Here is a 12,709-nt window from a genome sequence, read left to right on the forward strand (position 1 = left end):
CCCTAGGAGGACCCGCTCCGCCCACCCCTCGCAGGCCCGGCACCGGGCCCTCAGGCGGCCGGGGCGAGCACCTGGTCGAGGACGTACACGGTCGCGTTCGCCGTCTGCAGGTTGCCGCAGGTGACCGTGGCGTCCGCCGCGCCCACCAGGGTCTGGTCCGCGGCGATCGTGAAGTCCTGCCCGGACCCCTCGATGGTCACCTCGTCGCCGGCCATCGTCGGGTGGGTCCCGGCCAGCTCCTCGGGGCCGAGCCGGCCGGCGATGACGTGGTGGGTGAGCACCGCGGTCAGCCGTGCGGTGTCCCCGATCAGGGCGTCGAGGACCTCCCGGGGCACCGCCTCGAACGCCGGGTTGGCCGGGGCCAGCACGGTGACGTCCTCGGTGGTGTTGAGCGAGTCCACCAGCGTGGCGGTCTGGACGAAGAACGTCAGGTGCGACAGCTGCGGGGTGTGGCTGGCCGCGGTGGCCAGCGGGTCGTCGGCCATCCCCGGGATGCTGCCCTCGCCCTCGGTGGGGAACGTCCCGCAGCCGGCCCCGATCGGCCCGGTCACGGCCGGGGCCGACGTCGTCGTCGCGGGGGCCGGGGCCCCCTCGGCGGCGGGGTCGCTCCCGGGGGCGGGGTCGCCGGAGCCGCAGGCGCCCAGCGTGACCGCCAGTGCCGTGACGGCGGCGAGCAGGGCGGCGCTGCGGGAGGGGGTGCGCTTCACGGGGATGGAGCTCCTTCGTCCTCGACGGCCGCCATCATCCCCGGCTCCCCGCGACCCGCCGGGCACCACGCCCGTCCGTGCCGCCCGGCCGGCCCTGCGCTCAGGCCCGGGACGGTCGGCGCAGGCCCGCGACGGTCAGCGCAGGCCCGCGGCCCGGCGCCGGCCCACCGCGGCGTACCACTCGTTGGACGGCTTCATCGCCAGCGCGACGATCCCGACGACGGTCAGCAGCAGCGTGAACACCGACAGGGAGTCGAGGAAGCCGGAGCCCGCGACGCCGCCCGCGGCCCCGCTGAGCGCGCTCAGGCCGAACAGCACGCTGAGCCCGCCGAGGACCCACAGCACCACGCGGGCCCAGTTGCGCCCGTTCCAGGCGAACCAGATGAACAGCGCCTCCAGCGCCACCAGCAGCAGCCCGATCACCGCGCCGACGACCAGGCTGGCCCGGACGACGTCCTCGGTCAGGGCCGGGTCGTTCGCCGCCGCCGCCGTCTCGGCGACCAGCCCGTCGAGGTCGGAGAACTGCACCAGCGAGGAGATGACGCCCAGGATCAGCGTGGCCAGGAAGGCACCGATCCCGACGCGCACCGTCGTGGGCCGTTCCGGAGCCGGGGGCGGCTGCCAGCCCGGTGCGGACGGCGCGGGCGCGTAGCCGTACTGCTCCGGCGGCGGCGCCTGCCAGCCCTGCTGCGGCGGGGGCTGCCAGCCCTGCGGCGGCGTCTGCCACCCCTGCTGCGGGTCCTGACCGCCCTGCCCTGAGGTCATCGCGTGCGCTCCTGTCCCGTTCGACGTCGGCGCGATGATCACCCACGCCGCCGCCCCCGGGCCAGCGCCCGCCCCGGATCGACACCCGATCGCGACGAACGCCCCGCCGGGCGGCGCGGCACACCCGACGACGGGAGGAGGTCCGGGGAGGCCTCGGGCCCGCCGTCCCGGGGAGGGACGACGGGCCCGGTCGACCCGCGCAGGGAGGCCTCCGTCAGCCGCGGGAGACGGTCAGCCCGTCGACGGAGAGGTCCTCCGGCGCGTCGACGAGGACCTCGTCGCCGTCCCGGATGTCGCCGGCCAGCAGCGCCTTGGCCAGCTGGTCGCCGATGGCCGACTGGACCAGCCGGCGCAGCGGCCGGGCGCCGTACACGGGGTCGAACCCGTTGATGGCCAGCCACTCCCGGGCGGCGTCGGTGACCCGCAGGGTCAGCCGGCGGGCCGCCAGCCGGCGGGCGAGCACGCCGACCTGGATGTCGACGATGCCGGCCAGCTCCTCGCTGCCCAGCGCGCGGAAGACCACGACGTCGTCGAGCCGGTTGAGGAACTCCGGCTTGAAGTGCACCCGCACGACGTCGAGGACGCCCTCCCGGCGCCGCTCCTCGGGGAGCGACTGGTCGGCGATGATCTGCGACCCCAGGTTCGACGTCAGGATCAGGATGGTGTTGCGGAAGTCCACCGTCCGGCCCTGGCCGTCGGTGAGCCGGCCGTCGTCGAGGACCTGCAGCAGGACGTCGAAGACGTCCGGGTGCGCCTTCTCCACCTCGTCGAGCAGGACGACGGTGTAGGGCCGCCGCCGCACCGCCTCGGTGAGCTGCCCGCCGGCCTCGTAGCCGACGTAGCCGGGCGGGGCGCCGACCAGCCGGGCCACCGAGTGCTTCTCGGAGTACTCGCTCATGTCGATGCGGACCATCGCCCGCTCGTCGTCGAAGAGGAACTCCGCGAGTGCCTTGGCCAGCTCGGTCTTGCCCACGCCGGTGGGGCCGAGGAACAGGAACGACCCGGTGGGCCGGTCGGGGTCGGACACGCCGGAGCGCGCACGACGCACGGCATCGGAGACCGCCCGGACGGCGTCGGGCTGACCGACGACCCGCCGGCCGAGCTCGTCCTCCATGCGCAGCAGCTTCTGGGTCTCGCCCTCGAGCAGCCGGCCCGCGGGGATGCCGGTCCAGGACTGGACGACCTCGGCGATGTCGTCGGGGCCGACCTCCTCCTTGAGCATGGAGTCGCCGGTCTCCACCGAGGCCTCGGCCTCGGTGAGCGCCTTCTCCAGCTGCGGCAGCCGGCCGTAGCGCAGCTCGGCGACCGTGGCCAGCTCGCCGTCCCGCTCGGCCCGCTCGGCCTCCTGCCGGGCGCGCTCGAGCTCCTCCTTGATCTGCTGGATCCGGACGATCGCGTTCTTGTCCTGCTGCCAGCGCGCGGTCAGCTCGGCGAGCTGCTCGCGCTTGTCGGCCAGGTCCGCGCGCAGGGCGACCAGCCGCTCGACCGAGGAGGGGTCGTCCTCCTTGGCCAGCGCCATCTCCTCGATCTCCAGTCGGCGGACGGCGCGCTCCACCTCGTCGACCTCGACCGGCCGGCTGTCGATCTCCATGCGCAGCCGGCTCGCGGCCTCGTCGACCAGGTCGATGGCCTTGTCCGGGAGGAAGCGGGCCGTGACGTACCGATCCGACAGGGTCGCGGCGGCGACGATCGCGGCGTCGGTGATCCGGACACCGTGGTGCACCTCGTAGCGCTCCTTGAGGCCACGGAGGATGCCGATGGTGTCCTCGACGCTGGGCTCGCCGACGAAGACCTGCTGGAAGCGCCGCTCGAGCGCGGGGTCCTTCTCGATGTGCTCGCGGTACTCGTCGAGCGTCGTCGCGCCGACCATCCGCAGCTCGCCGCGGGCCAGCATCGGCTTGATCATGTTGCCGGCGTCCATCGCGGAGTCGCCGGTCGCGCCCGCACCGACGATCGTGTGCAGCTCGTCGATGAAGGTGATGACCTGGCCCTCGGACTCGGTGATCTCCTGCAGGACGGCCTTCAGCCGCTCCTCGAACTCCCCGCGGTACTTGGCGCCGGCGACCATGCTCGCCAGGTCCAGCGCCATGAGCCGCTTGCCCTTGAGGCTCTCCGGGACGTCGCCGGCCACGATGCGCTGGGCGAGGCCCTCGACGATCGCTGTCTTGCCGACGCCGGGCTCGCCGATGAGCACCGGGTTGTTCTTGGTGCGCCGGGACAGCACCTGGACCACCCGGCGGATCTCGGTGTCGCGGCCGACGACCGGGTCGATCTTGCCCTCACGGGCGCGCTCGGTGAGGTCGACGGCGTACTTCTCCAGCGCCTGGAAGGTGCTCTCCGGGTCGGCGGTGGTGACCTTGCGGTTGCCGCGCACGGTGCGGAAGGCGGCCAGGAGCGCGTCGCGGGTGGCGCCGGCGCTCTTCAGCACCGCGGCGGCCTCCCCCTCGACCTCCGCGAGGCCGACCAGGAGGTGCTCGGTGGAGACGTACTCGTCGCCGAGGGCACTGGCCTGCTCGCCGGCGGCGTTGAGCACGCGCAGCAGTTCGCGCGACGGCGAGGGAGCCGGCACGGTCGCGCCGCTGACGCTGGGCATCCGCCGGATGGCGGCCTCGGCCTTGGCGCGGACGTCGGCCGCGTCGGCTCCCACGGCCCTGAGCAGCGGGCCGGCGACGCCGTCGGTCTGCTCGAGGAGGGCGACGAGCAGGTGCAGCGGCTCCAGGGCCGCCTGACCGCGGTCGACCGCCAGCCGCTGGGCGGCCGCGATCGCCTCCTGCGAACGGGTGGTGAGCTTGCTCTGCATGGTCGGTGGGGACGGTCCTCTCCGGGAGCGGCCGGGGACCCGGCCGGGGGTTGTCGCCTCGTCCAACGTCGGCGGAGTTGAGTCTGTTCCACTCAATCTCGCTGCGTGTCCTCGCCGCAAGAGCCGGACGGCCTCACCCGGTCGAGGACGTCACAGGGGCAACCCCCGGTAGCGCCACTCGCGGGCGGCCTAGACTGCGGGGCGTGACCCGACTGCCGGCACCGAGCGCTGTCCTCGAGGACCAGCTGTGCTTCGCGCTCTACGCCGCCTCGCGGGCGATGACGGCGCGTTACCGTCCGCTCCTCGACGCGATCGGGCTGACCTACCCCCAGTACCTGGTCATGATGCTGCTCTGGGAGACCGACAACCAGACCGTCGGGCAGCTCGGCGCGCGCCTGTCCCTGGACAGCGGCACGCTCTCGCCGCTGCTCAAGCGGCTCACGGCTGCCGGCCTGGTGACCCGCCACCGGCGCGTGGAGGACGAGCGCTCGGTCTCGATCGCGCTCACCGACGCCGGCCGCGAGCTGCGCGACGAGGCCGAGTCCATCTCGGGGGAGATCATCTGCGCCCTCGACCTCGACCGCGAGGAGTTCGCCGACCTCCGGGCCAAGCTGCAGGTGGTCACCGAGCGGGTCACCCGCGACTGACCCGACGTCTGCGGAGGTTGCGCGCAACCGACCGGGGTAGGGCGACCTCCGTAGGAGTACGAGACGGAGGAGATCGCATGCCCACCCGCACTGCCCGCACCGCGTGGAACGGCACCCTGCAGGAGGGGTCCGGTCAGGTCGAGCTGTCCAGCTCGAAGGTCGGCACCTACGAGGTGTCGTTCCCGAAGCGCACGGCCGAGGAGGCCGGGGGCACCACCAGTCCGGAGGAACTCATCGCCGCGGCCCACTCGGCCTGCTTCGCGATGGCGCTGTCCAACGAGGTCGGCAAGGCCGGCGGCACGCCGCAGTCCCTCGAGGTGTCGGCCGACGTCACGCTCGGCCAGAAGGACGGCGCGCCGACCATCACGACCATCAGGCTGACCGTGCGCGGCGAGGTCGACGGCCTCGACGCCGCCGGCTTCGAGAAGGCCGCCCAGGCGGCCAAGGTCGGCTGCCCGGTGAGCAAGGCCCTGGCCGGCGTGGAGGAGATGACGCTGGACGCCACGCTGGAGAGCTGAGGGGGCACCCCGGAGGTCCACCGGAGGAGGACCCCGTCCTCCCCACCCCTCGCACGCTCGGGCGGGACCCGGGACGGGGCCTGCGGCGGGACCCTGCAGGGGGCCTGGCACGGACGACGGCGGCCCGTCCCCGGAGGGGCCGGGCCGCGGTTCGTCGTGCGCGGTTCAGCGGCCGGCGCGCAGCCGCTCGTCGCCGCTCTCGGTGCGCAGCGCCACCTCGCGGATGAGGAGGATGGCCAGCACCGCCACCACCGCGAGGACGGCGGAGATGAGGAAGATCCGGCCGGTCGCGTCACCGTAGGAGACCTGGATCAGCGTGCGGATCGCCGGCGGGGCGTCGGCGAGGTCGGCCAGGCCCACCTCCCCGGACGCGGCGGCCGGCGCGGCACCGGGGACGCCGGCCAGGCCCTGGGCGATCAGGTCGCCGACCCGGGAGCTGAGCACCGCGCCGAGGACCGAGACACCGATCGTGCCGCCGAGGCTGCGGAAGAAGGCCACCGCCGAGCTGGCCGCACCGAGGTCGCGGGCCGCGACGGTGTTCTGCACCGCCAGCACCAGGTTCTGCATCGTCATGCCGATGCCCACGCCCAGCACGAAGAGGAAGACGCCCAGGAGCACCATGTCGGTCTCGTGGTCGATGGTGGCGAGCAGCCCGAACCCGGCGACCACCAGCAGCGAGCCCGCGACCAGGAAACGCTTCCACCGGCCGGAGCGGGTGATGAGGATGCCGGAGACGGTCGAGGACAGCAGCAGTCCGGCCACCATCGGGATGGTCAGCAGGCCGGCGGCCGTGGGCGAGTAGCCGCGGGAGATCTGCAGGTACTGGCCGAGGAAGACCGACGAGCCGAACATCGCCACACCGATCGCGATGCTGGCGACGATCGCCAGGGTCGTCGTCCGGTCGCGGAAGAGCCGCAGCGGGACGATCGGCTCCGCGGCCCGCAGCTCGGTGACGACGAAGGCCGCGATCGCCAGCAGCCCGCCGCCCACGAACAGCGCCGTCTCGACCGACCACCAGGCGAAGGTGCCGCCGGCCAGGGTGACCCAGATGAGCAGGGCCGACACGCCCGCGGTGAGGAAGGTGGCACCGAGGTAGTCGATCCGCACGTGCCGCCGGGTCACCGGCAGGTGCAGCGTCCGCTGGAGGAGGACCAGCGCCACGGCCGCGAACGGCACCCCGACGTAGAACACCGAGCGCCAGCCCAGCCAGTCGGTGTCGACCAGGACGCCGCCGATGAGCGGGCCGCCGACGGTCGCCACGGCCATCACCGCGCCGATGAGGCCGGAGTACCGGCCCCGCTCGCGGGGACTGATCATCGCGGCCATCGCGATCTGCACCAGCGCCTGGATGCCGCCGAGCCCGAGGCCCTGCAGGACGCGCCAGGCGATGAGCGTGTCCACCGACTGCGCCAGGCCGGCGAGCATCGAGCCCGCGATGAAGACCACGATCGAGATCTGGATGAGCAGCTTCTTGCTGAACAGGTCGCTGAGCTTGCCCCAGATCGGCGTGCTGGCGGTGCTGGCCAGCAGGGTCGCCGTGACCACCCAGGTGTACTGCCCCTGGGTGCCGCGCAGGTCGGTGATGATCGTCGGCAGGGCGTTGGAGACGACGGTCGAGGACAGGAACGCCACGAACATCGCCAGCAACATCCCCGAGAGCGCCTCGAGGATCTGCCGGTGGGACATCCGCCCCTGCTGCCCGGCGGGGGCGGTCTCGACGGCGGGCCGGTCGAGGGTGCTGGTCACGGTTCTCCTGGACGGTTCGAGGGGAGGCAGCGGCGGCGCGCCGCCGGTGGCGGGAGCGGGGCCGGTCACGACACGGCCCGGCGGGAGGACGCGGCCGCCGAACGCTCGAGGTCGGCGGCGAGGCGCTCGAGGAACCCGCTCAGCTGCCGGGCGTCGCCCTCGTCCCAGTCGGCCAGCGCGGTCGTGGCCCACTGGGAGCGCACCGCGCGGGTGCCCGCGAGGGCGGCGGCACCGGCGTCGGTGAGGTGCAGCAGGGTCGCCCGCCCGTCGGCCGGGTCGGGACGGCGCTCCACGTAGCCGGAGCGCTCGAGGACGGCCAGCTGCCGGCTGGCCACCGAGACGTCGATGCCCGCACGCGCCGCCAGGGCACTGCAGCGCTGCTCGCCGCCCCGCTCCAGGGGCACGAGCAGCGCCCAGCCGTAGGACGGCAGGTCGCCGGAGACGGCGTCGGCGACGCGGGCGCTCAGGCGCCGCCCGCTGCGGACGATGCGAGCCAGGCCGGCGGTCAGCCGGTCACGGGTCTCGGAGGTGATGGGCACGGGGTTCCTCGCCACAAAGGTGTGTGCAGACTGCAACCATACTTTTTGTTGGTTGCAACCTGCAACTTTCTGTGGCGCACGGAACACCACCGCCGGTGGCCCGCAGCGGTCAGGACCGGGCGGCGCTCTCCTGGTCCAGCGCGTCCGCGCTGTCGCGCGCCTCACCCAGGCGGTTGAGCCGGCCCAGCAGGTCACCGAGGGTGGCGACGTCCTCGGTCGGCCAGTGGGCGAGGTCGGCCTCCCAGCGGGCGCGCCGGGCCTCCCGGATGCGGGTCAGCCGCGCCGTGCCCTCCTCCGAGGTGCGCAGCACCTGCGCGCGACCGTCGGCGGGGTCGGCCTCGCGGGTCACCAGGCCCAGGCCGACGAGCGAGGCGACCTGGCGGCTGACCGTGCTCTTGTCCAGCCCGAGCCGGGCGACGAGGTCACTGGCGCGCAGCGGACCGGTGTCGTACAGCAGGGCGAGCAGGCCGTAGGCCGCGCCGTCCAGGTCCGGGTGCAGCTCACGCGAGAGCCGGGCGGAGATGGCCCGGGAGCGGCGCAGCAGCAGGCCGATCTCCCGCTCCACGCGCACGATCGCCTCGTGCGGGTCCACGGCGGTCACGGCACCTCCTGGCTGACGCTGGTCGTCACCGGGCCTCGCACGCTCGGTCACCTCTCCCCCCGGGGGCGCCAGACGACCAGCGCCGAGGTCGAGGGCCGCAGCGGCACCAGGTCGCGGCCGTACCCGGCCTGGACGGCGGCCTCGGCGGCGATCCGCCGGGCCTCGGCCACCTCGAGCTCGGTGATCAGCTCCTGCACCCGCTGCTGCAGCGCCTCCACCTGCGACTCGAGGTCGATGATCCGCTTGATGCCGGCCAGGTTGACGCCGTCCTCCTGCGAGAGGCGCTGGACCTCCCGCAGGAGGGCGACGTCGCGCGGGCTGTAGCGCCGTCCACCTCCGGGCGTGCGGCCCGGGCGGACCAGGCCCAGCCGGTCGTACTGGCGCAGGGTCTGCGCGTGCATGCCGGCGAGCTCGGCGGCGACGGAGATGACGAAGACCGGCGCGTCCTCGGAGACCGACCGGCCGGCCTCCTGCCGCTCGCGGCCCCCGTCGGCCGGGGCGCTCACCGGGCACCGCCCTTCACCGCGGCGGTGATCCGCGGCCGCGGGTCACCGAGCTCGGAGTCGAGCACCTTGACCGCGTCCTGGGCCGCCGGCGACAGCCGCTTGGGCACGGCCACCTCGACGGTGACCAGCAGGTCACCGGCGCGCCCCTTGCCGGGCACGCCGCGACCGCGGACGCGCAGCGTCTGACCGCTGGCGGTCCCCGGCGGCACCTTCAGGGACACGTTCCCGTCGAGGGTGGGCACGGTCAGCGTCGTCCCGAGGGTCGCCTCGGAGAAGGTGATCGGCACGGTGAGCGTGAGGTCGTTGCCCTTGCGGCCGAACAGCTCGTGCTCGGACACGTGGACGACGACGAACAGGTCACCGGCCGGCCCACCGCGCCGCCCCGGGGCCCCCTTGCCGGCCAGCCGGATGCGCTGGCCGTCCTTGACCCCGGCCGGGATCCGCACGGTGATGGTGCGGGTCTGCGTGGTCACGCCGTTGCCGGCACAGGTCGGGCAGGGGTCGTCGATCACCGTGCCGGTGCCCCGGCAGTTGCGGCAGGGCTCGGAGAACGCGAACGCGCCCTGGCTGCGGCTGGTGACGCCGGCCCCCTGGCACACCGGGCAGGTGCGCGGCGAGGTACCGGGGCGCGCGCCGCTGCCGGCGCAGGTCGGGCAGGTGCCCGGGCTCTGCATCCGCAGCGGCACGGTCACGCCGAGGACGGCCTCCTCGAACGACAGGGTCGCCTCGGTCTCGACGTCCTGGCCGCGGGCCGGGCCGGACGCGGCCTGGCTGCGGGCCCGGGCCGAGCCCGCTGCCCCACCGCCGCCGAACAGCCCGCCGAACAGGTCGCCGAGCCCCCCGGCCCGCGCGCCGCCCGCGTTCCCGAGCAGGTCGCCGAGGTCGAAGGGCTGGCCGCCGCCGCCCCCTCCGGGGAAGCCCCCGGGGAAGCCGGCGCGCGCACCCGCCCCGCCCGCGCCGAACAGCCGCCGGGCCTCGTCGTACTCGGCCCGGCGCTTCGGGTCCGACAGCACGTCGTAGGCCTCGGAGACGTCCTTGAACCGGGCCTCGGCCTCGGCGTTGCCGGGGTTCTTGTCCGGGTGGAGGTCGCGCGCCAGCTGGCGGTACGCCTTCTTGATCGCCGCCGCGTCGGCGTCCTGGGAGACGCCGAGAGCGGCGTAGTAGTCCTTCTCGATGAAGTCCCGGGTGCTCATCGGGCGCCCCCTTCCTGCATCAGTCGGACGCCGACGCGCCGTCGCCCGGACCGGCCGGGGCCGCCTCCCCCGCCGCGCCGTCGGGCGAGGCCGCGGGGGCCGGGGACTCCGGGTCGGAGACCGCCACCATCGCCGTCCGCAGCACGCGGTCGCCGCGGCGGAAACCCTGCCGCAGCACCGTCGTCGCCGTGGGGACGTCGACCTCGGCCGAGGTGTCGTGCATGACCGCCTCGTGCAGGGACGGGTCGAACGGGTCGCCCGCCTTCCCGAACGCCTCCACGCCCAGGCCGTCGAGCAGCCCCAGGACGCGGTCGGCGACCACCTTGAAGGCGCCGGTCAGGTCGCCGTGGTCGCGTGCCCGCTCGATGTCGTCGACGATCGGGAACAGCTGCGCGGCGAACCGCTCGGCGGCCTGGTCGACCACCAGCTGGCGGTCGCGGTCCACCCGCCGGCGGTAGTTGGCGTACTCGGCGGTGACCCGCTGGAGGTCCTCCGTCCGCTCCGCCAGCTGCCGGCTGACCTCGTCGTCCGCCACCGGCTGCTGGCCGGTGACGGTGTCCTGCTCGCTCATCTGCTCCCCTTGCGCCGGGCCGGGCACGGTCGAGGTCGGTCCGTGTGCGCCCGCGCGGGCGCCGGCCGGCTGCTCGCCGGCCGGCTCCCGCACGGTGCCGCTGATCGGGTCGATGCGCCGCTTGTCGCGGATGACGACCCGCGGCTCCTCTTCCCTGTCGGTCATCGGCGGTCGTTGTCCTCGTCGACGATCTCGGCGTCGACGACGTCGTCGTCCGTCGTCGTCGTACCGGACGTGCCGGCCTCACCCGGGGTTCCCGCGCCGGCACCGGCCGCACCGGCCGCGTTCTGCGCCTCGGCCTGCTGGGCGTAGAGCGCCCCGCCGACCTCCTGGGAGACGCGGGCGACCTTCTCCTGCGCGGCCTTGATCGCGGCGATGTCGGAGCCACCGAGGGCCGAGCGCAGCTCGGTGAGGGCCTCGCCGAGCTCCTCCTTCTTGTCCGCCGGGATCTTCTCGCCGTTCTCGGCCAGGAACTTCTCGGTCTGGTACTGCAGCGACTCGGCCAGGTTGCGGGTCTCGGCCTCCTCGCGGCGGCGCTTGTCCTCCTCGGCGTGGGCCTCGGCGTCGCGCATCATCCGCTCGATGTCGTCCTTGGGGAGCGCCGAGCCGCCGGTGATGGTCATCGACTGCTCCTTGCCCGTGCCGAGGTCCTTGGCGGTGACGTGCACGATGCCGTTCGCGTCGATGTCGAAGCCGACCTCGATCTGCGGGACGCCGCGCGGCGCCGGCGGCAGGCCGGTCAGCTCGAACATGCCGAGCTTCTTGTTGTAGGCGGCCATCTCGCGCTCGCCCTGGAAGACCTGGATCTGCACGGACGGCTGGTTGTCGTCGGCCGTCGTGAAGATCTCGGAGCGCTTGGTCGGGATCGTGGTGTTGCGCTCGATGAGCTTGGTCATGATCCCGCCCTTGGTCTCGATGCCCAGGGACAGCGGGGTGACGTCGAGCAGCAGGACGTCCTTGACCTCGCCCTTGAGGACGCCGGCCTGCAGGGCGGCGCCGACGGCGACGACCTCGTCGGGGTTGACGCCCTTGTTGGGCTCCTTGCCGCCGGTCAGCTCGCGGACCAGGTCGGTGACGGCCGGCATGCGGGTCGAGCCACCGACGAGGACGACGTGGTCGATCTGGCCGACGGTGATGCCGGCGTCCCGGATGACCTGGTTGAACGGCGCCTTGGTGCGGTCGAGCAGGTCCTGCGTCAGCCGCTGGAACTCCGCGCGGGTCATCGTGACGTCGAGGTGCAGCGGGCCCTCGGCGCCGGCGGTGATGTAGGGCAGGTTGACGTTGGTCGACTGCGCGCCGGACAGTTCGATCTTGGCCTTCTCGGCGGCCTCACGGAGCCGCTGCATGGCCAGCTTGTCCTTGGACAGGTCGATGCCGTTGGAGGCGTTGAACGTCTGCACCAGGTGCTTGACGATCCGCTCGTCCCAGTCGTCACCACCGAGGTGGTTGTCACCGGCGGTGGCCTTCACCTCGATGACGCCCTCGCCGATCTCCAGCAGGGAGACGTCGAAGGTGCCACCACCGAGGTCGAAGACGAGGATCGTCTGCTCGGTCTCGCCCTTGTCCAGGCCGTAGGCCAGCGCGGCCGCGGTCGGCTCGTTGACGATGCGCAGGACGTTGAGGCCCGCGATCTCACCGGCCTCCTTGGTGGCCTGGCGCTGGGCGTCCTCGAAGTAGGCCGGGACGGTGATGACCGCGTCGGTCACCGGCTCGCCCAGGTAGGTCTCGGCGTCCCGCTTGAGCTTCTGCAGGATGCGGGCGCTGATCTCCTGCGGCGTGTAGCGCTTGCCGTCGATCTCCGGCGACTTCCAGTCGGTGCCCATGTGCCGCTTGACCGACCGGATGGTGCGGTCGACGTTGGTGACCGCCTGGTTCTTGGCCGACTGCCCGACGAGCACCTCGCCGTTCTTGGCGAAGGCGACGACGGACGGGGTGGTGCGCGAACCCTCGGAGTTGGCGATGACCGTCGGCTCGCCGCCCTCGAGGACGGTGACGACGGAGTTGGTGGTGCCGAGGTCGATACCGACCGCTCGAGCCATGGAGCTGGCCTCTCTTCCGTGTGTACCGGGGTGTTCCTGTGGTGTCCGGGGAGTCGAGGTCCCGCCTTGCGCGGGGT

12 protein-coding genes are annotated in these 12,709 nt (G+C 73.6%); 2 read left to right on the forward strand and 10 right to left on the reverse strand.

Annotated elements, in window-relative coordinates; translation table 11 throughout:
* Positions 1-50 precede the first annotated feature (50 nt).
* From ACI79C_RS19290 to clpB, 3 genes are all read right to left on the reverse strand, one after another.
* Positions 51-707 (reverse strand): fasciclin domain-containing protein, encoded by a 657-nt coding sequence (locus ACI79C_RS19290; protein ID WP_456947301.1) that lies wholly within the window; start codon positions 705-707, stop codon positions 51-53.
* 135 nt (positions 708-842) lie between these two features.
* The gene (locus ACI79C_RS19295; RefSeq protein ID WP_456947302.1) at positions 843-1,472 is read right to left on the reverse strand and encodes a hypothetical protein; all 630 of its coding nucleotides are present in this window, start codon (positions 1,470-1,472) and stop codon (positions 843-845) included.
* A gap of 214 nt (positions 1,473-1,686) precedes the next feature.
* On the reverse strand, positions 1,687-4,272 hold the full coding sequence (gene clpB / locus ACI79C_RS19300; RefSeq protein ID WP_456947303.1) for an ATP-dependent chaperone ClpB: 2,586 nt from the start codon (positions 4,270-4,272) through the stop codon (positions 1,687-1,689).
* 203 nt (positions 4,273-4,475) lie between these two features.
* Here clpB and ACI79C_RS19305 point away from each other — a divergent pair, with 203 nt between their 5' ends.
* Together ACI79C_RS19305 and ACI79C_RS19310 are read left to right on the forward strand one after the other, a co-directional pair.
* Positions 4,476-4,919, forward strand: a complete 444-nt coding sequence (locus ACI79C_RS19305; RefSeq protein ID WP_456947304.1) for a MarR family winged helix-turn-helix transcriptional regulator — start codon at positions 4,476-4,478, stop codon at positions 4,917-4,919.
* Positions 4,920-4,996: 77 nt separating this feature from the next.
* Positions 4,997-5,437: an OsmC family peroxiredoxin gene (locus ACI79C_RS19310; protein WP_456947305.1), complete on the forward strand. Its 441-nt coding sequence runs from the start codon at positions 4,997-4,999 to the stop codon at positions 5,435-5,437.
* Positions 5,438-5,602: 165 nt separating this feature from the next.
* Here ACI79C_RS19310 and ACI79C_RS19315 read toward each other — a convergent pair whose 3' ends face one another.
* The 7 genes from ACI79C_RS19315 to dnaK all read right to left on the reverse strand — a co-directional run bounded on the left by ACI79C_RS19315 (position 5,603) and on the right by dnaK (position 12,632).
* Positions 5,603-7,183, reverse strand: a complete 1,581-nt coding sequence (locus ACI79C_RS19315) for an MDR family MFS transporter (RefSeq protein WP_456947306.1) — start codon at positions 7,181-7,183, stop codon at positions 5,603-5,605.
* Between the two features lie 65 nt (positions 7,184-7,248).
* Complete coding sequence (locus ACI79C_RS19320) at positions 7,249-7,722, reverse strand: MarR family winged helix-turn-helix transcriptional regulator (protein WP_456947307.1); 474 nt, start codon at positions 7,720-7,722, stop codon at positions 7,249-7,251.
* A 109-nt stretch (positions 7,723-7,831) separates the two neighbouring features.
* Positions 7,832-8,323, reverse strand: a complete 492-nt coding sequence (locus ACI79C_RS19325; protein WP_456947308.1) for a MarR family winged helix-turn-helix transcriptional regulator — start codon at positions 8,321-8,323, stop codon at positions 7,832-7,834.
* A 47-nt stretch (positions 8,324-8,370) separates the two neighbouring features.
* Complete coding sequence (locus tag ACI79C_RS19330) at positions 8,371-8,829, reverse strand: heat shock protein transcriptional repressor HspR (protein WP_456947309.1); 459 nt, start codon at positions 8,827-8,829, stop codon at positions 8,371-8,373.
* The gene (gene dnaJ, locus ACI79C_RS19335) at positions 8,826-10,022 is read right to left on the reverse strand and encodes a molecular chaperone DnaJ (RefSeq protein ID WP_456947310.1); all 1,197 of its coding nucleotides are present in this window, start codon (positions 10,020-10,022) and stop codon (positions 8,826-8,828) included. Before dnaJ ends, ACI79C_RS19330 begins: the two co-directional genes overlap by 4 nt.
* A 19-nt stretch (positions 10,023-10,041) precedes the next feature.
* A complete protein-coding gene (gene grpE / locus ACI79C_RS19340) occupies positions 10,042-10,758 on the reverse strand; it encodes a nucleotide exchange factor GrpE (protein ID WP_456947311.1) in 717 nt (238 codons plus the stop codon).
* Entirely contained in the window at positions 10,755-12,632 is a 1,878-nt protein-coding gene (gene dnaK / locus ACI79C_RS19345; protein ID WP_456947312.1) for a molecular chaperone DnaK, read from the reverse strand. Before dnaK ends, grpE begins: the two co-directional genes overlap by 4 nt.
* Positions 12,633-12,709 lie beyond the last annotated feature (77 nt).

It is taken from the genome of Geodermatophilus sp. SYSU D00697 (genome assembly GCF_054050175.1).